Annotated in this window: 19 protein-coding genes and 1 tRNA gene; 15 read left to right on the top strand and 5 right to left on the bottom strand. The window is 59.1% G+C overall.

Annotated elements, in window-relative coordinates:
* Positions 1-12 precede the first annotated feature (12 nt).
* From tssM to vasI, 3 genes are read right to left on the bottom strand one after another with little or no spacing between them, the layout of a single operon-like run.
* Positions 13-3630 carry a type VI secretion system membrane subunit TssM gene (gene tssM / locus KHO27_RS12205; RefSeq protein WP_111532198.1) on the bottom strand — a complete coding sequence of 1206 codons (3618 nt, stop codon included), beginning with the start codon at positions 3628-3630 and terminating at the stop codon, positions 13-15.
* A gap of 6 nt (positions 3631-3636) precedes the next feature.
* The gene (gene tssA / locus KHO27_RS12210; protein WP_111532197.1) at positions 3637-5088 is read right to left on the bottom strand and encodes a type VI secretion system protein TssA; all 1452 of its coding nucleotides are present in this window, start codon (positions 5086-5088) and stop codon (positions 3637-3639) included.
* Entirely contained in the window at positions 5076-5657 is a 582-nt protein-coding gene (gene vasI / locus KHO27_RS12215; protein WP_102682892.1) for a type VI secretion system-associated protein VasI, read from the bottom strand. Before vasI ends, tssA begins: the two co-directional genes overlap by 13 nt.
* 363 nt (positions 5658-6020) lie before the next feature.
* Here vasI and tssB point away from each other — a divergent pair, with 363 nt between their 5' ends.
* The 15 genes from tssB to KHO27_RS12290 all read left to right on the top strand — a co-directional run bounded on the left by tssB (position 6021) and on the right by KHO27_RS12290 (position 22719).
* Entirely contained in the window at positions 6021-6524 is a 504-nt protein-coding gene (gene tssB, locus KHO27_RS12220) for a type VI secretion system contractile sheath small subunit (protein WP_111532196.1), read from the top strand.
* Positions 6525-6540: 16 nt separating this feature from the next.
* A complete protein-coding gene (gene tssC / locus KHO27_RS12225) occupies positions 6541-8031 on the top strand; it encodes a type VI secretion system contractile sheath large subunit (RefSeq protein ID WP_214501895.1) in 1491 nt (496 codons plus the stop codon).
* Positions 8028-8438 carry a type VI secretion system baseplate subunit TssE gene (gene tssE / locus KHO27_RS12230; RefSeq protein WP_102682895.1) on the top strand — a complete coding sequence of 137 codons (411 nt, stop codon included), beginning with the start codon at positions 8028-8030 and terminating at the stop codon, positions 8436-8438. Before tssC ends, tssE begins: the two co-directional genes overlap by 4 nt.
* Before the next feature lie 3 nt (positions 8439-8441).
* Entirely contained in the window at positions 8442-10208 is a 1767-nt protein-coding gene (gene tssF, locus KHO27_RS12235; protein WP_214501896.1) for a type VI secretion system baseplate subunit TssF, read from the top strand.
* Positions 10172-11188: a type VI secretion system baseplate subunit TssG gene (tssG, locus tag KHO27_RS12240; RefSeq protein WP_214501897.1), complete on the top strand. Its 1017-nt coding sequence runs from the start codon at positions 10172-10174 to the stop codon at positions 11186-11188. The genes tssF and tssG overlap by 37 nt, the downstream gene beginning before the upstream one ends.
* The gene (locus KHO27_RS12245; protein ID WP_111532192.1) at positions 11185-11742 is read left to right on the top strand and encodes an FHA domain-containing protein; all 558 of its coding nucleotides are present in this window, start codon (positions 11185-11187) and stop codon (positions 11740-11742) included. Before tssG ends, KHO27_RS12245 begins: the two co-directional genes overlap by 4 nt.
* Positions 11739-12533 carry a type VI secretion system lipoprotein TssJ gene (tssJ, locus tag KHO27_RS12250; protein ID WP_111532191.1) on the top strand — a complete coding sequence of 265 codons (795 nt, stop codon included), beginning with the start codon at positions 11739-11741 and terminating at the stop codon, positions 12531-12533. The genes KHO27_RS12245 and tssJ overlap by 4 nt, the downstream gene beginning before the upstream one ends.
* A 52-nt stretch (positions 12534-12585) precedes the next feature.
* Positions 12586-13923 carry a type VI secretion system baseplate subunit TssK gene (tssK, locus tag KHO27_RS12255; RefSeq protein WP_214501898.1) on the top strand — a complete coding sequence of 446 codons (1338 nt, stop codon included), beginning with the start codon at positions 12586-12588 and terminating at the stop codon, positions 13921-13923.
* Between the two features lies 1 nt (position 13924).
* Positions 13925-14779, top strand: coding sequence for a type IVB secretion system protein IcmH/DotU (icmH, locus tag KHO27_RS12260; RefSeq protein ID WP_111532189.1), 855 nt, complete (start codon positions 13925-13927; stop codon positions 14777-14779).
* Positions 14780-14912: 133 nt separating this feature from the next.
* Positions 14913-15428 (top strand): Hcp family type VI secretion system effector, encoded by a 516-nt coding sequence (locus KHO27_RS12265; RefSeq protein WP_102682902.1) that lies wholly within the window; start codon positions 14913-14915, stop codon positions 15426-15428.
* 72 nt (positions 15429-15500) lie between these two features.
* Complete coding sequence (locus tag KHO27_RS12270; protein ID WP_111532188.1) at positions 15501-17669, top strand: type VI secretion system Vgr family protein; 2169 nt, start codon at positions 15501-15503, stop codon at positions 17667-17669.
* Entirely contained in the window at positions 17666-18586 is a 921-nt protein-coding gene (locus KHO27_RS12275) for a DUF4123 domain-containing protein (protein ID WP_250888445.1), read from the top strand. Before KHO27_RS12270 ends, KHO27_RS12275 begins: the two co-directional genes overlap by 4 nt.
* Positions 18579-21569, top strand: coding sequence for a T6SS effector BTH_I2691 family protein (locus KHO27_RS12280; RefSeq protein ID WP_214501899.1), 2991 nt, complete (start codon positions 18579-18581; stop codon positions 21567-21569). The genes KHO27_RS12275 and KHO27_RS12280 overlap by 8 nt, the downstream gene beginning before the upstream one ends.
* Positions 21570-21571: 2 nt before the next feature.
* Complete coding sequence (locus KHO27_RS12285; protein ID WP_214501900.1) at positions 21572-22465, top strand: DUF6708 domain-containing protein; 894 nt, start codon at positions 21572-21574, stop codon at positions 22463-22465.
* Positions 22462-22719 (top strand): PAAR domain-containing protein, encoded by a 258-nt coding sequence (locus tag KHO27_RS12290; RefSeq protein ID WP_082120393.1) that lies wholly within the window; start codon positions 22462-22464, stop codon positions 22717-22719. The genes KHO27_RS12285 and KHO27_RS12290 overlap by 4 nt, the downstream gene beginning before the upstream one ends.
* A 100-nt stretch (positions 22720-22819) precedes the next feature.
* Here KHO27_RS12290 and KHO27_RS12295 read toward each other — a convergent pair.
* Positions 22820-22895 (bottom strand) — tRNA-Gly (locus KHO27_RS12295).
* Positions 22896-22959: 64 nt separating this feature from the next.
* Positions 22960-23520, bottom strand: coding sequence for a CDP-diacylglycerol--glycerol-3-phosphate 3-phosphatidyltransferase (gene pgsA, locus KHO27_RS12300; protein WP_038706385.1), 561 nt, complete (start codon positions 23518-23520; stop codon positions 22960-22962).
* Positions 23521-23552: the final 32 nt, after the last annotated feature.

Below are 23552 nucleotides of genomic sequence, written 5' to 3' on the forward strand. Positions count from 1 at the left end.
ATCGCCCACTCCTTACATGACAGGTGCGACCGTCTGTCCGACTAGAGTCTCCCTGGATGGCTGTTGCAGTAACCCGCGCGGCAAGCGGAAGCCTTTGAACGGTTGTTGAGTAATTGGATTGAAGGCCTTCTCTGCGCTGAGTCGGTAGCGCATCACACCATCACCAGTCCTGAAACTCAGATCCACGCTGGTCGCCGTCCGCCCATTGAGCGAACCGCGACTGAGCAGGCGAAACATGGACCATGGCCCTCGGTACTCCAGGCTGCTGCTGTTGCCGTTCTGCCTGAGCAGCGTCAGGTTGCTACGCACATGTTGCCCAAGCGTATTGGGCCAGATGATGCCGGTGATCTGGCTCGTGCCATGGGTGTAGGAAATCAACTGACCGTCCAGATCCAGCAGGCTGGTGCGCTGGTTCGCACTCAGCCCTAACGGCTCGATACTGAACTGCACACTCAAGTTGCCGCGCTGATCGAAGAACGTTTCGCGAATGCGGTCTGCCAGTTCCAACTGCTCGATCACATCGCTGCGGATCAGGGACTGCCCCTGCTGGCCGGTTTGCAGGGCTTCGAGGTTGTCCTTCAGGAACACCTTCAGATACTGCTCATTGAACTGCTGCAGCCGGCCCTTCGGCCCGAAGAACGCCTCGAAGTCATCCAGGGACGCGTCGGGGGCCCTGGCCACGAAGGGGTATCGACCTGCCAGGCGCTGCTGGAAGAAGCTGTACACCTCGGCGTCCCAGCGCCGTTCCAACTCGCGCAGGGCTTCAACGTTCAATACCTGTGCCGTTTGATCAGCCACCTTTCGGACCTGGTGGTTGATCGGCTCAGGCAAGCCGGTGGATACCCGTTGCAAGGTGCCGATGGGGTCATGCCCGATCATCGAGAAACGCTGATGCACGGCCTGCAGTGCAGCCTTGCCTCGGTCCGGGCTGTCCTGCACCGCCTTGGCGTAGTCGTGCACGGCTGCGATAGCAGCCAGGGTTTCATCGTAGTAGCTAGGTTTCTCTGCTGTTACCTGCAGCATCGCGCTCAGCCCGGCAAAGGCCCTTTGAATCGTCCACGCCTGCTGATGGTCAGGCTTACTACTTGTCGGTGGCACTGTCTTGGCTTCATCTGCCACCTCAACAACGCCAGTCGATGAGAGCGAGGTGTTGTTCCTTACCGTATCGAGCAATCGATGCAGCGGCGCCGCAGGCCCCGTCAACTGCTGCAGGATCGCGACACCATGGTCCAGGTCACGGAAATCAGCCACGCTGAAAGCGTTGAGGGCACGGCGCCAACTGTCAATGTAATCGGCGCTGTATAAGTTGCGCAGCCGTTCGCGCAGCGCCTCCCTGTCGGCGTCCGAATAATCGAGCCGGCTACGCTCGCCCAGCGCCCATTGGTCAATCATCGCCAAATCGGCGAAGCTCTGACTGCGTGGCTCGAAGTACTCCTTGAAACCTTTGGCAGTGAGCATCGGCGCCAACTGCACATCATCACCCTTCCTGGCGCCCATGGACGGCTGATACACCACGTCGAAGGCAGGCCCAACCTGACGACGCAAGTCCAGCCCGGTGTGCAACTGCTCCCCGGCCTGTTGTTTCAGGCCGGCGTAAACCCGCTCGGGTAGCGGCACCTTGCGCAGCGCTTCCTGCGCCACGGCGACACGTTGGCTGTACTGCGGCAGGTCGGTATCGGCGTAGGCCAAGGCGTACTTAAGGTGCCGCATGAGGTCGCGCTGCAGTTGCCCCTGGCCAGGGAACTTCTGCTGCCATTGTCGGGCCATCCACTCTTCGACCCATTCAGTGCGGCGGTTCTGACGGTCTTCCAGCATGCGGTAAACCCTTAGGGCAGCCATTTGCTGCTCACTGCCTTGCGGCGCCGCATCCATGGCATCGATCACACCACTGGCCAAGGCCGGCAGGAACCGCTTGGAGAGCAAGCTGAGATATGCCTCATCGACACGCGGGCCGATAGCGCGCCCCTGATACAGGCCAAAATCGGAAACACCCGGCCATGCAGCGCGGTAGTCGCCAAAAACCGATACCGCATCGCGAATCTGGTCCAGCGGCTCCAGTAGATTGCGTCCGGTAGGATCCAGACGCTGGTCCACCTCGTGATGGCTGTATTCCCTGCTTTTGGCAAGCACGTTGGCGGCTTTGTCGCCATTGATGTCGAAAAAGCGCTGCCAGCTGGCGATGGCGACACAAAAAGCCAGCACGCCTACACCTGAGCCCACCCATAGGAGTTGGCGCTTGCTGCGTGCCACCTTGATGTTGTCCCCAGCAAGTCCGGCTTCCTTATAGATGACGCGCCCGAACGCATGCAGGATGAAGTACGGCAGCGCCTTGGTTTGCGCCTTGCCCTCGAGCAGAGGGAGCTTCGTCTTGTAGGGTTGCGCGGCCTCGCGCACGAACGCATTGAACATGTCACCTTGCTGGATGACCGAGGACCAGTACACTCCGCGTACCAAGGCTGGCGTGGTGTAGCGATCACTGGCCAGCGCTTCTTTCAGGAACTCCAGCAGTATTGGGCGCAAGCCGATCAATTGGGCATGCAATGAGAACAGACGCGCGCGCTGCGGAGCACCGTCCAGCGCATCGAGCCGATCCACCACCTGCTCGAACAGCTGGCTGATCAACTGTTCATAGTGATCGCCATACTCCTCCAGCCAAGCGTCGAACGTACCGATCGCATCCAGCTTGAACGTGAAACCGAGCATTTTTTCCCGCATGGAGACGGAGACCCCGGCATAGAGCTGGTCGAACCCGTCCAACAGGTCGTACTTGGTAAGCACCACATACAGCGGCAGCCGCGAACCCAATTGACTACTGACCTCGTACAGACGGGTGCGCAACACATGCGCCAAGGCAATGCGCTGCTCGGGTGTGCCATGTAATAGCGCGGGTAAGTCGACTACCAGCAATATGCCATTGAGGGCTCTCTGGCTGCGGCTACGCAACAACCAGTCCAGCAGGTGCTGCCACAGCCTGGCCGAGGTTCCAGGTGGCACTTGCTGTGTGGCTGATTCGTCGACGGGCGAGCCTGCCAGCGACTCCTGCCTGATGAACGCCCCTGGCGGATCGATGATCACCGCATCATTGCTGACCCACCAACCTATCGGAAAGGCCAGCGCTTGGGCCTGCCTGCCCCGTGCCTGTGCCTTGTCGATGCGGGTCAGGGAGAAGCTTTGTTCTGTACGATCGATGAAGCTGGTCTTGCCAGCATGCTGATCGCCTATCACCAAGTACCAGGGCAATCGATACAACGCACGTCGCCCGCCTGCGCCATCAAGAAATCGCGAAAGTCCTTGGTCCAAGGCTTTCTCTTGCGCCTGAACCAGCGGCAATACGCTGTCCAGCTCAGCGGCCACCGCCTGCTTGCGCTCAGCCTGCAGGCGAACGTATCGCCTGCGCAGCACCACCAGCCAGCACAACAACGGCACCAGCACGAGCACCAGGCTGGCCAAGCTGCGATGCGCCATGCTGGCCAGCGGGTGCTGTTCACGCCACATCCACTGCGGCCCGAGCCACCAGATGGCGACCAGCATCAGCACGGTACCCAGCACAAGCAGCAGCGGCATGGCCAGGCCGATCCGAGTCATCAGGGGCAAACCCCAACGTTTCAATAGCGTCCATAGTTGATTCATGGGGGCCTAGTCCTTGTTCTGATCAGCCAACACATAAGCAGAGGCATACTGTTGCAGTCGTTGAAACACCTCTGGCTCCCAAACGGCGGCCGTGGTGTGCTGCATGGTCCGTGCGACGCTGGCGCACAGGTCCTGGGCCAGCCAGGACACGCCCCGCGCTGCCAAGAGATCGGCCGCAATGACGGTGGTATGGCAGCGCTCACGCGGAGCACGAAGGTCCGCCTGCATGGCCTGCAGCTTGAGCAAAATCGGCTCTACCCCACCTGCGTCCAACTGACCGACCAACTCTTCGCGCAGGCCTGCGAACTCGTGGGCAGATTCGGCTTGCGTTTGCCCAGCTGCGCCTCTGAGCCAAGCCATGCTTTGATCGTCCACGAACGACCTGCCGTCGCTGAAACACAACTGCTGGAGCGCGGGCATGCGTTGGACGAATCGGGCAGTCGCTGCGCGGATTGCCTCAGCTACCTCCCCCATCGCCAGACGTGTCGCCGCACTGGCCACGAGGAAACTGCCGCGTACCCAAAAGGGACAAGCCGTCACGCTCTTTTCGATCCGCTGAAGCAACGCCGCGTCGATCGCGGTGCCAGCAATCGCCTCTTCATAGTCGCTGGCGATATCCAGCGGCACCGCCATCAGTTCCGTGCGATTGCCTTGCTTGATTTGAGGCGCCGCCTGGATATGGGCCCACAGGCCGAATCGACGCAACTGGTAGCCCGTCGGGTCGTAGGGGTCTTGTTGATTGATCATCTCGGCCATGGCCAGCACGGCCCGTCGTGATTCGCGCTCGTTGCCTAACGACACACGAGGCATTGGGGTGGCAATGACCTCGGCCAGCGGTGCAGACCTGGTGGCCGCCGCCGACGACTTTGCCGCAGCAGGCTCGCCAGCACCGCCCGCCTGCTCCGCCTGCTTGCGCAGCAGTCGCTCTACATCATTCAGAAGGGCTCCATCCAACTGAGCAACGGCTTGCTGCTGTTGCAGGCGCTGCAATGCCTCTTGAGCTATGGCCGCATGAGCAGGGGTGAATGTGTAGCGGTCCAGGCGCGGCAGCGCTTCGTTCAAGCGATCGAGCACAAGGCCAACCAGCTTGCGCTTGCCCAGGAAACCTTTGGGGCCAGGCTTTGGATGCGCAATCTCCCAATAGCGCTCGACCATGCCGGCCAGCAACGCCAAGGTAAAACCCCATCGCTCCCAACATCCACTGCGAAGCCACGCAGCACTCAGGTGCGCTACGATACGCAAGTGCTTGCACTGCTGCGCCAGATACTGTCGTGACGCTTCCTCGATATAGGCCCAGTCGATGGTGAATGCCTGCAGCCCGCCCAGCTTGACCATTTCCTGGTCAATGGCCTGATAGGTTTCGTCCTCCACATCGAACAGACCGACCGGTGCCTGCGCATCGATGGGTGCGAGCAGCCGGGCAATTTCCTGTGCGTTGACCTCTGCTACCAGCGACATGTTTTGCGCGCCTCGTCGATGAGTGGGTCCAGGCCTTGAGCATCGAAGACCAATCCATCAATGGAGGGGTTGTCGCTTTGGACCTCAATGCGATGGGCCCCAATCAGTTGCTTGATCTGCTCGATTCCGGGCAAGCCCCGGCCCGCATCGAGTACCTGACCGTTCTCCGTCACCTGCCAAGGGGTTGCGACGGTGGTGCTCCGCTCCCCCTGCAATCGCACCGTCACCCGACCAGCATCAACGGGTTGCGCGGCGACCAGTTGCAGTCTGGAGATGTTCTGCAAACAACTGATCACCAGGTAGGGATGCGATGCGGCCGAACCGATTGCAGGTGCAGAGATCGTCAGCCCTTCGTCTTCAGGCGTGAGTCGAAACGTTAGGTCGTCGGGATGGCGTCCTGCTTCGTGAGTCAGCACCCGGCGAACCGTGGGTGAGTCCTGTTCTGGCGACGACCACTGCATGGGCACCAAGTGTGCAGGCGTTCCGGCGGCTTCATCAAAACACGCCAAACGCTCAAGGTTGGACACGATCCGCGAGCAATCCTGATCGGAGTACACGGGCAGTGGCATACACCCGAGCACCAGCCAAAGACTTACGCCACAAGTTTTATTACCAAGCATCGCAAGTAAATACCTTTCATATAATGCATATGATCTACTCAAACTAGCGGATCTGAAACAGCCCTCTCAGGCACTCAAATTCCCGCAAACGGCAAGAGCCTAGCCCATCGGACCAGCAACTAACAAAAAAATATTTTCTTACATTTTCATACTCGACGACATGACAAAATCAAGCGCAATGTTTTTACGCGACGCACAAACAACCCCGAACTTTGTTTATACCAAAGACAAGTAACCAGGAATCTTCCTACACACTAATTTGTAACTAAAATCCAATACGGACAACTCTTAAGAACACGGAGAGATTCTGCAATGGCAAAATCCACAGGATCGGTTGCCCCCAAAGAACGCATCAACATCAAATATGTACCCGCCACCGGCGATGAACAGGCCGAAGTAGAGCTGCCGCACAAGATGTTGGTAATGGGCGACTTCGGCCTGGATGACACCCGTGCGCTGGAAGACCGATCGGTCATGCGTATCGATAAACACACCTTCAACAACGTGTTGAACGACGCCGATGTCAGCTTGGTCATGTCGGTACCTTCCATGCTCAGCACGGCCGCCGACGCGGAGCTGGCGGTCAACCTGCAGTTCAGATCGATCAATGACTTCGGGCCAGACGGCATTGCCCGCCAAGTACCAGAGCTCAGCAAGCTTCTGGAGCTGCGTGAGGCGCTGGTGGCACTGAAAGGCCCGCTGGGCAACGTGCCCGCTTTCCGCAAGCAATTGCAACACCTGCTGAGCAACGAGCAGGCCCGCAAACAACTCGCCGAAGAATTGGACCTGGTGCTTGAGGCGCCAAAAGAAGACTGAGACAACGGAGCGTCCCATGCCAAAGCCAACCAGCACTTCCCTCGCCGTTGAACTATCTGGCGAGACATTGAGCAATGCCACCTTGCTCGATCAGATCATGGCAGAAACGAAACTAGTGCCCGCTCAAGAGGGCTATCAAGTCGCTCGTCAAGGCGTATCGGCCCTTATTGCAGAAGTACTCAAAAGTTATGATCCAGATCAACTAATCAATAAACACCGTGTCGACCAGATGATTGCAGAGCTGGATCGAGTGCTCAGCAAGCAAATGGATGTCATTCTTCATCAGCCGAAATTCCAGGCGCTCGAATCCTCGTGGCGCAGCCTCAAACTTCTGGTGGACCGCACAGACTTCCGCGAGAACATCAAGCTTGAAGTCCTGCATGTCAGCAAAGAAGACTTACTCGACGATTTCGACAATGCCGCTGATATCACCTGCAGCGGTATGTACAAACACGTTTACACCGCAGGCTATGGGCAGTTCGGTGGTGAGCCGGTGGCGGCCATGCTGGGGAACTACAACTTCGGCCCCTCTTCGCCAGACATCAAGTTACTAAGCTACATGGCCTCTGTCGGCGCCATGTCGCATGCCCCGTTCTTGGCCGCCCCCTCCCCCGATTTCTTCAATCTGAGCAGCTTTGAAGAGCTGCCCAACCTGAAGGAAATCAAAGACATTTTCGCAGGGCCGCGACATGCCAAATGGCGCGCCTTCCGCGAAAGCGAAGATGCCCGCCACACAGCGCTGACCGGGCCACGTTTCATGCTTCGCTCGGCCTACCACCCCCAGGAACAGCCGATCAAAAGCTTCAACTACGAAGAAAGTATCGACGGGCGACACGACAATTACCTGTGGGGCAATTCCGCCTTCCTGCTGGCCAGCTGCATCAACGACAGCTTTGCCCGCTACCGCTGGTGCCCGAACATCATCGGCCCGCAGTCCGGTGGCGCCGTGGAGGATCTGCCAGTGCATCTCTACGAGGCGCTTGGGCAGTTGCAAGCGAAGATCCCAACCGAGGTGCTGATTTCCGACCGCAAGGAATTCGAGCTGGCCGAAGAAGGCTTCATTGCACTGACCATGCGCAAGGACAGCGACAACGCCGCGTTCTTCTCGGCCAATTCGGTACAGAAACCGAAGAACTTCCCCAAGACCCCGGAAGGCTTGCAGGCTCAAACCAACTACAAGCTGGGCACACAGTTGCCTTACCTGTTCATCGTCAACCGGCTGGCCCATTACATCAAGGTGCTGCAACGCGAGCAGATCGGCAGCTGGAAGGAGCGCCGCGACCTTGAGTCCGAGCTGAACAAATGGATCAAGCAGTACGTCGCCGACCAGGAAAATCCCTCTGCCGATGTGCGCAGCCGCCGTCCCCTACGTGCTGCGAAGGTCGAAGTTTCAGACGTTGCCGGCGATCCGGGTTGGTATCAGGTTTCGCTCGCAGTGCGCCCGCACTTCAAATACATGGGCGCGAATTTCGAGATCTCGCTCGTAGGCCGGCTCGATACCCAATGAGCGGATTTTTCGACCGTTTGGTTGCCGATCAGTCCCTGATCCGGGAGCCGTCCAGGCAAGAGAACGCGTACCACAAGTTTGCCGCCATCAAGCGCCACTTGGAAACGCTGCTCAACGCTCGCCAGGGTTGCTCACAGAGCAGCCCCGAGCTGGGCCTGCGCGATTTCAATGGGCATGACGTGAGCAGTGGCGACCTCCTGAAACAAGTGAGCGCCGACATACGCCGCACCATCCAGCGTTTCGAGCCTCGCGTGCAGGTACGTTCACTCAAAGCCGTGCCCGATTGTCACGCCCCCCAGGAGCTGCATTTCAGGCTGGACTGCCAGGTGCAGGTGAATAACCACACGGAGCAGTTGCAACTGGAGCTGCTGGTCAACGGCCATAACCGCCATACCCGAGTGAGGTGATCGATGTCGCTCAAAGATCGATTCAGCGAAGAGCTGCGCTACCTCCATGAACTGGGGAACGACTTCGCCCAGGACAATCCACAACTTGCCCGGCTGCTGGGCAAGGGTGGTAGCGACCCCGACGTAGAGCGCTTGATGGAAGCCTTCGCCTTCCTGACGGCCAAGCTGCGCCTCAAGTTGGAGGACGACCTCCCAGAGCTGACGCACCCCATGTTGCAACTGCTGTGGCCCAACTACCTTCGCCCGCTGCCGAGCGCCACGATCATCCAGTTCACACCGCACAAACAGGCGCTCAGCCAGTCGCAACGCGTGCCAAGGGGGGCACGCCTGCTCTCCAAGCCTGTCGACGGAATTCCCTGTGAGTTCCGCACCTGTACCGCCGTGGACATTCACCCGTTCGAGATCGACGCGGTGGGCTCAACCCAAACGCTCGACAGTTCAGTGGTTCGCATCGACCTACACACCTTGGTCGAGCGCCCATTGAACACGCTCGAATGCACCAGCCTGGACTTTCACCTGAGCGGCACCACCCGAACAGCGCGCACGCTGTACCTCTGGATCGCTCACTATCTCAGCCATGTCAGCGTGACCATCAATGGCCAGGCTCGCCGGCTGCCGGCCAGCAGCATCGTCTTCCCAGGTTTCAGCCCGGACGACGCGTTGTTGCCTTATCCGCAGAACGTCTTCGATGGTTACCGGATCCTGCAGGAATACTTCATTTTTCCTGAGCGCTTTCACTTCTTCGCCCTGACGAGCCTGGAAAAGATCTGGCCTGATCAGACGACTCAGGAAATCGGCCTGGAATTCCACTTCACCCGTCAGTTGCCGGACTCGCTGCGCATTGGCAAAGCGGATTTCAACCTGTTCTGCGCTCCTGCGGTAAACCTGTTCAAGCACAGTGCCGAGCCCATTGATCTCTCCAACGAGGCCGCCCAGGTCGAGCTCACACCCAAAGGCGCCGAGCGCCACGCCTACGAAATCTTCAGTGTCGATCAGGTGATCAGCACCCGTACGACAGGCGACGGAAGTACAGGTAAACACCTGCGAACCTTCCGCCCCTTCGAATCGTTCGCCCATGAGATCGAGCATGTTCAAGGGCGCACGGCGCTGTACTACCGCTACACCCTCGAAGACTCACTGCGGGGTGATGGCGTCACGCATCGCATCGCCTTCGTGCGTGCCGACGCCAATACCTATGTCGGTGAGCTGGAAACGGCGTCCATCGACCTGACCTGCACCAACCGCGATCTGCCCCTGGCTCTGGGCATCGACGACATCAATGTGCTCTCCGAAGTCACCCCGCCGCTGACCACCTACACCAATATCTGTGCACCGACCCGCCCCTATCGGCCGGTGCTGGACGGCCAGTTGCAATGGGCCTTGATATCCAACATGTCGCTCAACTACTTGTCGTTGCTCTCAGCCGAGCCATTGAAGGCGGTTATTCGCGCTTATGACTTCGCGGCCTTGCACGACATCCAGCAGACACGCACCACCCGCAAACGCCTCGACGGCATCCGGGATATCCAAACGGCGCCTCTGGATTGGCTGATCAAAGGGCAGCCCATTCGCGGCCTGCGCACGCAACTGAAGCTCGACCAGGCCGCATTCCTCTGCGAAGGCGACCTGTACCTGTTCGGCTGTGTGCTCGCGCACTTCTTCGCCTTGTACGCCAGCATCAATTCCTTCCATCAGCTGGAAGTGATCAACATCACCAACAACGAGCACTACACATGGCCCATCCAGACCGGCAAGCAACCGCTGATCTAGCCGACAAGTTGCTCGCGGGGGCGCACCGGTACAACTTCTACCAGTTGCTGGAGCGCCTTCACGGGCTTCACGGAGACGATCTTGAACCCCGTTGGCCCAGCGAAGAAGCCCGCCTGCGCGTGCGGCTTGGCAGCGACCCGCGCCTGAGCTTTCCCGTTTCGGACATCTGCAAGGCCGAACGCATGCCCGAGGCACAAGATCGCTATCGCGTGTGCACCACGTTCATGGGCCTGCACGGCACTGATTCGCCATTGCCCTCCTATTACCTGGAGCAGGTGGCATACGAGCATGCACAGGGTATCGGTGTGCGCCCGGCGTTCTTCGACTTCTTCAATCACTACCTGCTCAGTCTGCTACACCGCACCTGGCGCAAGTACCGCTACTACATTCGTTTCCAGCCAGGTGCCAGCGATGGGTTCTCCCAGTACATCTTTGCCCTGCTCGGGTTGAATGACAAACAGCTGCGCGGCGACACGGCGTTGCCCTGGAGCCGGCTGCTCAGCTTCGCCGGCGTCATCGCCAGCCGCAGCCGCGCACCGGGCACCGTCGCCGGCATTATCGCGCACTGTTTCGACCTGAAGCAGGTACGGATTCGCGAGTTCGAAACCCGCTCGGTACCTACGACAATCCAGCAACAGGTAAGCCTTGGCCGCAACAATGGTGAGCTGGGCAATTCCTTCCTGGTCGGCAGCCGCACACGGACTCGCAGCAGCAAGTTCACCATCGTGATCAGCGAGCTCGACCAGGCACAGCTGCGTGACCTGTTGCCCAGCGGCATCAACTTCAATCGCTTGCGTGCCCTGATCGACTTCCTGTTGCGCGACGGTTTGGCCTACGACCTGGAGCTGCTGCTGAAGCAGCACGCGCTGTCGCCCTTCTGCCTGCACCCCAGCCGTGGCGCCCAATTGGGCTGGACCAGCTTCGTCGATGACCGCCACGGCCAGATCAGCCCCATCGTGCGGTTCCGGGGGCGTTCATGAGCACGTTGATCTTGAGCATCACCAACCTCGACCAGTTGCAGCACAACGTCACCGCCCGGCACGAATTCGATCGTGCAGGTGGCACCGTCGGCAGCGCGGGAGCCGCGTGGCTGATCAATGATCGTGAGCAGGGCGTGGCGCCGATCCATTGCGAGATCCGCTGGATCGAAGGCGGCTTCTGCGTGATCGACCGCTGCGAGCGCACCTACCTGAACGACAACCTCGATAGCCTGGGGCCGCTATCGGCCAGGCGCTTGCTCGAGGGTGACCGGCTACGTGTTGGCGCTTATCGACTGTTGGTTCAGCTTTCACAAGCTGATGCCCGTTCGCTGGAAGAGTTGTTCAACACTGACTTGCGGGTGATCGACCGACTCATCCTGGATGCATCCGCGCAGCGTTGGCTGCACAAGCCCACGGCTGCCCCAGAGGTCGCTGAGATCTGCTCGGTCTTCGATCCGGGCATGGGCAACGATCCCTTGGCTGCCCTGGAAGCAGTGACACGGCCGGTGCAAGAGAACCCGCTGGATCGCCTGCTCGCAGGAGAACACTCATGATGCGTCATTCACTCATGGCCGGCCTTCTGGCAACAATGATCGGGCTCTCGGGCTGCACCGCCCTGAGCAAAATGGGCCAAGTGGCGATGGACCCCTCGATACCCGTCGGCGCGACCAAGGATCAGCCCACCGAAATCGCGTTCAGCATCAACGCCAGCCCCACGCTCAACAGCAACCCCAACAGCCTGCAAGCAGCGACTGAGCAAGAAAGCAGTCTGGAGCCCAGCCCCTACGCGGTCAGCTTGAGCGCGGGCGACCCCTATGCCCTGACCGAGAAAGTCGGGACCCTGCTCGAGTTTCTTCACGAGCAATTCCCGGCCATCTCGCCCGTCGAACTGCCAGAGGACGAGGCCGATGAGCCGCCTCGTTCTCCCTTGGAGGAAAGCACGCCGGGCCACTACGAAGACTCGGATGTAGTGCTGACCTTACCGCGTGCAACCACAGTGGCCCCCGAGCTGGCCGCCACCCCAATGGCCATCAAGATCCTGCAACTGCGCGACGACTCGCTGCTGCGCAACAGCATTTATGAGCTGTTGGACAAGGCCCCCGCCAAGGTGCTGCGTAGCACCTACGTTCGTGATGACGACTACCTGCTACGCCCCGGGCAATTCAAGTTCATTCCGTTTGCCGCTATCGAGGCCGAGACCCGGTTCATCGCGGTGATCGCCGACTACCGCCACCAGGAAAACGCGACCTGGAACCAGGTACTGCGCATTCCACCGCGCGGCCAACACATCATCTTGTCGGTCTTGCTCAACGACACGCAGATCCTGCTCAAGGAGGAGGACTGATGGCGCCTGCAAGCCTGCCCTTCTCACTTACTCACGCTGACATGGAGCGCTCATGAGTTCACGTAATCCCGTCCTGTGGCCTGAAGGTCTATTCGTCAAACCGCAGCATTTCCAGCAGGCTGGCCGTGCCGCTGAAGCGGCCCTGCATCAACGCCTTGGCAGCCTGAACGCAGCCTTTTATGGATTCAGCGAGCTGCAACTGAACGACGAATATTTGAGCCTGGGCAAGATCGCCATCACCCGCGCACGCGGCATCATGCCGGACGGCACGGTGTTCGATATCCCGGCAGATCTGCCACCGCCGCCGCCGCTGGAAATCGAGGACAACGGCGCGAAAGACAGCGAGATCTACCTCTGCCTGCCACTGCGCACCGAGGGTGGCCGAGAGGTGAGCTGGCCCGACAATGCCGCCAACTTCCGCTACAGCGCACAGGCTCAGGAAATCAAGGACACCCATAGCGCCGACGGCGACTTGGCGCAGGTCGATCTGGCAGTACCCAACCTTCAGCTCAAACGCAAGGCCGATGACAGCAGCGCTTACACCCGTCTTGCCATGGCACACATTCTGGAGCGCCGGCCCGATGGCAGCCTGCAACTGGATGAAGGGTTCTACCCGACCAGCGTCTCGGTACGGGCGGTGCCGGCACTCCAGCGTTACCTCGAGGAGATCACCAATACCCTGCGCGAGCGCTCGCGCAACCTGGCTAGCCGGATAGGTGCATCGGGCCAGTCCGGTATTGCCGACATCCGCGACTTCAACCTGCTGCAGGCCATGAACCGCTGGTGGCCGTGCTTCCAGCACTTGGCCAGGCAGGGGCAGACACACCCCGAGCAGTTGTACCTGCATATGAGCCAGGCCTGTGGCGAGTTCGTGACTTTCACCGAAGAAAACCGGCTGCCTCCAGAATTCCCCGCCTATCAGCACACCGCTTTGCGCACCTCGTTCAAGCCACTGCAGGACACCTTACGCCGCGCCCTGGGTACGGTCCTGCAACCGCGGGCCATCTCGCTGCCGCTGGACGCGCTGGATTACGGCGTGATGACGACAACGCTCGAAGACCGCCGCATGATCGATGAGGCGGACTTCGTCCTCTCCGTGCGCGCGGACCTGCCGCCGCCAACATTGCGCCGGCTGTTCCTGCAGAAAGCCAAGGTCACATCCCTGGAGACCTTGAATGACCTGGTGCATAAGCAGTTGCCCGGCATTGCGCTAAATCCACTGCCTGTGGCCCCTCGCGATCTGCCCTTCCATGCGGGCTTCAGCTACTTCGAGCTCGACCGCCGCGACCCGGCCTGGGTCTGCATGAAGACGGCCAACGGTTTCGGGATTCATATCGCGGGGGAGTTCCCTGGGCTCGAGTTGCAGTTCTGGGCGATCAGGAGTGAATGAGATGCAGGAGAACAACCTCGCACACAATGAAACCGCATCAGCTCAAGCTGAGCAGATGCCATCAATGCTTGCAAAGCCTTTACCCAATGGCGCCGTGGCCTCCGAGGCAACCACACCAAAGCCCGCCCCTGATGACAAGGGCTACCCCGCCGATCCCGACTTTCAGCTACGGGGCGGCTACGACAACCTGATGCTGGACGCAGCCACACCGTTGCTTGGACTGGTCATGCGCCTACGCACGCTCGATACCTTGCCCAACATCAAGGAAGTGCACCAACAGGTACGCAACCAGATTGAAAACATCCAGCAAGAGATGCGTCAGCATGGCTACGAGACCACGCAACTTCTGGCGTATTCCTATGGTTTGTGCCTGTTCATCGATGAAGCCGTGATGGAACGGCCATGGGGCCAGGCCAGCCTCTGGAGCCAAGAGCCCCTGCTCAGCATTTTCCACAGCGAAACGTTTGGCGGCGAAAAGATCTTCACCGTTATCTCGCGCCTGATGCAAGAGCCCCAGCGCTACAAGGACGTGCTGGAGTTCATGTACTTCACCCTGTGCCTGGGGCTCAAAGGCAAGTACGCCCTCGCGCCCAAAGGCGCAGAGACGCTGAACACCCTCATTCACCAACTCCACGGAATCATCCGTGAACTACGAGGGCCCACTCCGACAACGGTCTGTGACCCCTACACCAACGTTGCCCCGCGCAACTTCCGCATGAATCGGCAATGGCCTTGGTGGAGCCCGCTGGTGATTTCCGCCATTGCCATGGCCACGGCCTACGGCATCTACAGCTACCGCCTGCACCTGATAACCACAGAAGTGCTGGAGTCGCTCAACGGCATCTTGCAGCAGTAAACCGCCGACAGTCGGCACAACCGTATTCAACGATTTGACGCGGCGTTTGCCGCGTTGAAAAAGCCCATCGATTCCGATGGCCACGCTGCCGCTTATGCGCGTGTTTATCCACATGGACGCAGGAGAAACTGTCATGCCAACACCCGCTTACATCAAGATCGAAGGCCAGACCCAAGGCAACATCACCGCGGGCGCCTTCACCTCCGATTCGGTCGGCAACGTGTTTGTCGAGGGCCACGAAGACGAGATTCTGGTGCAGGAGATCAAGCACCAGGTGACCGTACCTACCGACCCGCAAAGCGGTCAACCTGCAGGCCAACGGGTCCACAAACCCTTCATCTTCACCAGCGCCCTGAACAAGGCGACACCGCTGATGTATCAGGCCCTGTCCAGCGGCGAAATGCTGCCGACTGTTGAAGTCAACTGGTACCGCACTTCGGTAGAGGGCAAGCAGGAGCACTTCTTCACCACCAAGCTGGAGGACGCCACCATCGTCGACATCAACACCACCTTGCCTCATGCACAAAACAAGGAGAACGCTGACTTCACCCAGTTGATCGAGGTATCGATGTCATACCGCAAGATCTCCTGGACACACGTCACCGCAGGCACCGAAGGCTCCGACGACTGGCGTAAACCCGTCGTCTAACCTGGCTGAACATCCCTGGCAGGCAGGCCCTGCCGGGGGCGTTTGAACTCTCGGACGGCGGAAGGACTTTTGATGCCCAGCCAATCTGATTTGCGGTACACCTTCGAGCCACTCGTTGGCAATGCCGAGTTCGATGTGGTGTCGTTTGAACTCAAGGAAGAAATCAGCGCGCCTTTCACTCTCGAGCTGGAATTGATCAGCTTCGAACCCGACATCGATTTCGGCCAACTGCTTGACAAGCCGGTGCTGTTCACGATCTGGGACGGTGAACGACCCGTACGGTACGTACATGGCTTGGTCAGTGGTTTTAGCCAAGGCGAAAGTGGCTTCTATCGCACTTACTACCACGCACTGATCGAACCCATTTTGGCCCGCGCTGGTTTGCGCTCGAACTGGCGCACCTTCCAACAAAAGACCGTCCCGCAGATTCTCGAGCTGATGCTTCAGCGCCAGGGCATTGATCAATACGAGCTTCGCGCGAGCCTGGACCACCAAGTGCGCGAGTTCTGTGTGCAAGCGGGCGAGACCGACCTCGACTTCATCGCCCGCTTGGCGGCTGAAGAGGGCTTCGTCTATCGCTTTGAGCACAGCGAAAAACTGCACAAGTTGATCATCACGGATCAGCTGCAATCCCTTGGACAGATCAGTCATGGCGCGCTCAACACCGAGAACGATGACGAAGGCTTCTTCGAAGGCGAGGACGTTATCGACCCCAACACCGTCCTCTATCAATCCAAAAGTGGCGGCGATCAGGCCACACCTTGCCTTCGGCGCTTGCGCTACAGCGAGCAGGTACGAACCTCGCGACAGGTCCAGCGCGACTACACCTTCACTCACCCAGCGTATCGCCAGGAACACCGTGCTTCCGGCCCTTTCCTGGAACACCAGTCCACCGAGTACGAGCGCTTCGACTATCCCGGCCGCTACAAACGCGATGCCGTGGGCAAACCGTTCACCGAAAACCGGATCACTGCCCTGCGCCATGATGTGCGCATTGCGGAAGTTCAGGGCGATGACGTAAGGCTGCAGCCTGGGCTCAGCTTCACGCTCACAGGCCACCCACGTGATGATCTAAATGCGCATTGGCGCGTGAACAGCGTGGTTCACAAGGGCAGCCAGTTCACCAGTCTGCAGGAAGAAGCCGCTGGCCTCGACCAGAGCACGCACTACGAGCAAACCGCTCAGCTGGTACCCGGCAGAACCGAGTGGCGCCCTGCTCCGCTCAAAAAGCCCCGCGTCGACGGTCCTCACATGGCCACCGTGGTCGGGCCGTCCGGTGAGGAGATCTATTGCGACGAATGGGGCCGGGTCAAGGTCAGCTTTCCCTGGGACCGGGAGAGCAACAACAACGAGTTCAGCTCCTGCTGGGTGCGGGTATCCCAGGGATGGGCAGGTGGCAGCTGGGGGGCGATGGCCATACCGCGTATCGGCCAGGATGTGATCATCCAGTACGTCAACGGTGACCCCGACCAGCCGATGGTCACCGGGCGCACCTATTGCGGTAACCAGTTGCCGCCCTACGACCTGCCCGACCACAAGACCCGCATGACCATCAAGAGCCAGACCCACAAGGGCGATGGCTTCAACGAGCTGCGGTTCGAGGATGAGCTGGGCCGGCAGGAGGTGTTTATCCATGCGCAGAAGGACCAGAACAACGTCGTCAAACACAACGAAACCACTTTCGTCGGCAATGACCGCAGTGAACAGGTCGATCATGACGAGACGCTCAGTATCGGGCATGACCGCAGCCAAACGGTGGGCAATGATGAGCGGGTCCGGATTGGCCAGGATACGTTTGTCGATATAGGGCGAAATCAGAAAATAAACATCGCCAAAGACCGTATAGAGGCCGTCGGCAATCATCGCCACGACCGGATCACAGCCAATCACCACATCAGCGTCGGCGGCAATCTTGAGCAGCAGGTCGAGGGCCATGCTGAGCTGGAGGCGGGACTGGAAATCCGCAGGCGCACCCGACGCTACGACCTTCGAACAGCGGAAGCTGTGATCATCCAAGGGCCTGGAGGCTCCATCCGGATTGATGACAAGGGCATCACCCTGGACAGCCCGACCATACACATCAACGGTGTCCTGCTCCAATCTCCAAGCGGTAGCACCAATCACTTTTCCATCAGCAGCGCACCCATCACTGGCAAACCTCTGGAGCGCCTATGCGGGCGACGCCCCGATGGCACCTGCCCGTTGCCCGACTGCCGCTGTATCAAAGGGCCAGTCCAATGAATACAACACCCTCGCAGCTGTCCGGCGAACCTTTCGGACATCCTTATCGCTTCATGCTGCTCATGACCCGCGAGCTCGAGTACTGGGCCTATCGGCCCATACCGCAAGAAGGCGAATTGGTGCCGGCCTATGCCCCATCAGTACTCGACCTCATCAATAACGTCAGCCGAAATACTCAACATGCATGGCTATGGAAGCGCAGCGCGCTGGACGACCGCCACGAATTTGGCCCTTTGCTGGTCGACGTTTCAGAAGCGCCCGAGCTGCTTGCCCATGCAATCACCACCTGGATGCCCGCTGGAGGGGCCATAGCACTGGATAGCGAAGCTTGCCTCGCAGTGCTAGCGGACCATTTCACCAGCCTTACTCAGGTCACGCTCCCGGATCAGGGAGCAGCCAATTTTTACTTCAAGCCGGATCATCTTGGAGCCTGGTTCGATGCATTGGACGGCGATCATCGCGCCATCTGGCTTGGGCCTGTGTCGTCACTGGCCTGGCGAGTCAACTGGGGGCCGGCCCATGAATGGAAAACACACGAACGCACCCCGACTACTGCCCGCCTGATATCGCAAGCACCGCTGCGCCTTCGCGTACATGAACTGGACCGGCTGCACGCAGGTATACGCGAGCACTTCATCCTCACGCTGGCGCACGAAGTCTTGGCCATGCCACCCCATGCCGCCCAAACGTTAGCCGCCATTAGGAAATGGATTGAAGCCCTGTTGCCGCAGCTGAAGTCCCTCAACTTTCGCGACGAGGAAACTGCAGGTCAGTTCATTCGGCTGATGGCCGGGCACATGTGGCTGATGAGCAGTGACCAGGCTACGAAGATCTACACCAACCTCAACGAGTCGCCCCAGGCCCGTCTTCGCGAGCTGCACACACTGGTCCAAATCAAGGAATCCGACCATGACTGATACTGCCGCCGGCAGCGCCACCTCCGGCCCCGCCTGCAGCCCACGCGTGCCCATCCTGCCGGTGCGCTATGCCATCGTCCCGCGTACGGGCGATGCGCCTGCCTGTCGCTACGCAGACGCAGGCTTCAACCTGGAACAAGGCTTCGCCCCGCTGCAGCACTCGTCCTACACCCTGCGCACCCTGCGCCCCGGCTACATCTACGTGTTCATGAAAGGCCCCCAGGGCGAAAAGCTGGTCATTCATGAGTACGACGGCGAAGGACGCTACCAGGAGCTGCGCTACCAAGGGCTGGAAGGCTACCACTTGCGCGAACGCTACCTGTCCAGCCAGAGCATGGGCTGGGTATGGGCCGACACCAGCCCGGACACCGCCAAGGAAGTGTGGATCGGCTACAGCCCGCACCTGTGGACCAACGCCACGACTGCCCGCATCACCGCTTCAGCAGCCCTGCGCAAACGGCATATGCGCCAGCTGGACATGGCCGAGCTGATTGCCGGCAACCAGGCCCCCTCCACCCAGCCCCATGTACTGCCGCTCAGTGCGCTGCAAAACTGGGTCGAAGACTACAAACCGGAAAGCCGGCGTATGTCCCTGACCTGGAGCAGTCACGCGTCCACAACCGCCTTGTCCGTCGGCAGGCTCAACGCCATTACCCGGGACTATCCCGGCACCCAGCCGAAAGTACCGGTGGTGGTGGCGCTGGCTGATGCTGAAGGCATGGCCCTGGACCTGAGCCTGTCGGTCTCGGCCTACCAGCACCAACTGCACGACCTGATACCTGCCGAGCAGCTCGAACACACCAAGCCCGCGCAAGGCTCCGAGCAGGCAGGCGTACCGGCGTGCTACCAGCTCGATGCCGAACGGCTCAGCCAGCAGAGCCGCGATTTTCACCATCGCAACCTGGTCGCCCTGTTGCTGAACAAAACACTGGAGACGATGTACCCGGCGGATATGCCCGCTACCGAAATGGTCGAAACAAGACTGCAGTCCACCCGCACCGGACGCCCTCTCCCCCCGGCCGAGGCACGTTATCGGGCGCTCACTCACGAGGACTATTCCCCGAACGGTGCGCGTTTGGCGCTGCGCATCGATACCGACAAATACCTGCAGTTCCTCGCCGAACGTGATGAGCTGGAGCAGCGCATTGCAGGCCTGCGCAACCTTGCCCTGCAAGCCAGTCATGATCACGACGCGTGGCTGGCCACGGCCGAAGCTGCGCATATCGATGACCCCTACAGCCTCGCCGCCGCACTGGCGTGCTATGACCGCGACGAACGCATCTCGGCCCGTGGCCTGGAAATCTCCCTTGCCCTGCTGATTTACCCGATGGGCCAGCCGACACCCGGTACCGAAGACCGAGACCCGCGCTTCAAACGCCTGGAACAGTGGCTGGACCGGCACGACAGCCCGCTCTACACCGCCCTGGCGCCGTTCAATCCCTTCAAGGACAAAGCCGATGCGCCCGGCAGTGTGCTGGGTGGTGGCGACAATGTCATCGAAGGACTGGCCGGGCGTTTTCCGGCCATTGCCGACATCACCGATCTCACGGCCCAGTCCGTCAACGCCGTGGTGCTCAAACGCCTGCGTGGCCAGACCCGCTGGGACGCCAGCCATACCCTGCGTCAGCAAGTACTGCTGGCGGCGCGTGAGGCCAATGCCGAGAAAGCGCTGGGGCTGTTGGCGGCGCGTTACCAGATCACCGACCAGGCCATCCGGGAAAACCCGTTCAGCCAGGAGGTGGAGCGGTATTTGAAGAGCGGCATGGCGCAGGTTGAGGAAATGAAGCAGCTGCGTATTTCGGGCAATCGGACGGTGGCGGTTGAGTTGACCACTACTGCGCGGGTTAAACCCAGCTTGCTCGGGTTGCTTACCTCAGGCGGGGGCGGTGGTTTGAACGCCGGGATGCTGTGGTTCAACGTGATCTCGCTGAAGACGGCTTACAACAGCCTGCAGAAAAGCAATGCGCCGGAATACACCGCCGGGTTTGCGGCGTCGATTTCCGGTGTGATCGGTGCGGCGGCGGCGACATTGGTTAGCGTGAGGAAAACGCAGCAAGCCGTGATGCTGAGATTGAGTGCGACGGCGCCGGGGATGGCATTTGGTAATGGAATGATCAAGTTTTTGGGGAGCAATCTGTTCGCACGATTATCCGGTTACCCTGCAATTTTTCTAGGATTCGCTTCAGACTTTCAAAAATCCAAAAGACAGAAACTAAATGGTAACGCTGAAGCATCTGACTTGACACTTTATGGCGGAAGCGCTGTCGCGACAGGCTCAATTCTAGTACTAGAGGGTGGGCTCGCGGTTGCGGGAGTTACGTCAGTTGTACCCTTTGCCGGGTGGGGCGCGGCAGCGCTTGTACTCCTGGGAGCAGTGATCATCGCTGGTGGCTTATACCTTCACGCCAAATCGTATGAACATCTCCATACCCCTATCGAACTGTGGGCAGCAAGGAGCATATTCGGCAATCGTAAAAACGATGGAGAGGTGCATCCCGAAATCGTTCTGGACCATGAAAAAAAACTTCCTAAATTCCCCTCTCTGCAAGACGAACTTAAAACCTGGCACGATGAGCATTACAGACCAAGGTTAATATCCGCAGAAGAAGCGCAATCCTTTGGTATAACCGGAGTCGACAGCGGTTGGCATGAAAATAATTACTGGGCGCCAGCAAACTGGACCGCCATCACCCATAACGAAGTCACCACCACACAACCCACCGTTGAATTCACAGTATTCCTACCGGGTTTCATCTTAGGCACAAGCGAATGGTCAGGTAGCTTGAGCACCCTTCGTGAAGACGGTGAAATGGTCGTCTTTCCACTTGCCGCTGTTTGCTACGTCACAGGCGCCGGCTTAATTCTGAATTTCAAGAACACGATACACAACAAAAAACATGCCTCACTGCATTTAGCCTATAGCTCCAATCAAGGCTTGAATGAAGAAAATGAGGTTAACTCAATTTTTCGTCTCGAGCGCTAATCATGGCAGTTATATGGATATTCAATAACAGTTCAAACTCCGGACACAAGCCAGCAATTACTGGACAGCTAGAAAATCTATCCACAAATACATTAACCTTGCGAAATCCGTGGGTATCCGACTCTGTATTCATGGCAAAACTATACACTGCCATGACACTAGCCCTGACTCTTTACCTCTATCCCGACATTGCAGACCCCGAATACAAAGCCATACTACTAGAACGCACCCACTCCGTAATGCAATATATATTTGCACCACTAATATTCACACCATTCCTCGCTTATAGAATCCACTTTATCAAAAAACTTTCAAACTTCTATTTCAGCCGATCAGCCAAAAAAATTTACTACCAGCGCGGCAAAAAACTTATAGTCTTTGATTGGAACAAGGTCCACGGGGGAGTATTCAAACGCACCGAATTCGGTGGCTCATCCTTCAGCACCAGTTATGCACTCGCCTTCGCCCCACCTAGGGAGGATGGCAGCCTGCACCAAAAAGATTGCTTATGGGTCGACAGCAACGAACCCACTGAATCCGACATCAAACACGTCGCCGAAGTCTGGGAATACCTTCGCCATTTCATGAACCACGGCCCAGCCAAACTCCCACCTCCCGGCGAACCCAACTGGTGGTACCGACCGCTTCATGCCATCTGCCTGACCCCGGCAGAAGCCTGGCGCCACTACGCCCCCTGGCGAACCGGCGAGCCCGGAGAAATGCAGGGCAAGAAGAACTGGCAACTGCCGTTCTGGGCCGTGTTGTTCCCCTACAACCTCGGCCTTGCCCTCTGCTGGTACGGCGTATGCCGCCTCTTCAATGTCCGGGCTGCACCGCCTCCACCAGAGGCCTTCGAGCAAGCCCCTGTTCAACCAAAAAAAGGAAACTGCAAATGAAACCCATCGTACTCGTAGGCCATCGTCATAGTTGCCCTATCCATGGCGAAGGCACCGTAGAAACAGGCGCAAGCGCAGCATTCGTGGATGGCAGGGCAATAGCACGCGTCGGCGACCGAATCAGTTGTGGCGCTATCATCGAAACCGGTGCTGGCAGCACGATCATCGAAGGCCAACCGGCGGCAAGGGAGGGAGACACCACCAGCCATGGCGGAACCTTGGTCGAGGGTGATCCGGGTTGGCTGATTGATTGACAGCAAAGCCGGCAGATGGCTTTGACAAGAACGAAAAAAGACGCCGAAGCGTCTTTTTTCGAGAGCTCAAAGAATTCTAAGAATTCTTTGAGCCAATATTTGGAGCGGGAAACGAGACTCGAACTCGCGACCCCGACCTTGGCAAGGTCGTGCTCTACCAACTGAGCTATTCCCGCGTCGTGATGGGTGCCATTCTAGCGATTTACAGAACGGCGTCAACCCCTTGATTCAAAAAAACTTTTACTTCTGCTCCGAACCTTCGCGCAGGTGCGGCCAGGCGGCCACCAGGTAGTGCACCATCGACACCAGGGTCAGCCCCGCCGCCACCAGCAGCAAGCCGTAGCCCAGCACCACCCAGAAGGTCAGCAGCGGCGGGTTGGCCAGCAGGATCACCAGCGCCAGCATCTGCGCGGCGGTCTTCCACTTGCCCAGGTTCGACACCGCCACATGGGCGCGGGCGCCGAGTTCGGCCATCCACTCGCGCAGCGCCGAGACCACGATCTCGCGGCCGATGATCACCGCCGCCGGCAGCGTCAGCCAGAAGTTGGCGTGCACCTGCACCAGCAGCACCAGGGCCACGGCGACCATCAATTTGTCGGCCACCGGGTCGAGGAAGGCGCCGAACGGGGTGCTCTGCTGCAGCCGACGCGCCAGGTAGCCGTCGAGCCAGTCGGTGGCGGCGGCGATGGCGAACACCGTGCTGGCGGCCATGTAGCTCCAGTGATAGGGCACATAGAACAGCAGGATGAAGATCGGGATGAGCAGGACGCGTAGAACGGTGAGCAGGTTTGGAATATTCATCGGTACGACTGGCTGCGAGTTGAACCCGGCAT

The sequence above is a fragment of the Pseudomonas sp. RC3H12 genome (assembly GCF_018596375.1).
Lineage (GTDB): Bacteria > Pseudomonadota > Gammaproteobacteria > Pseudomonadales > Pseudomonadaceae > Aquipseudomonas.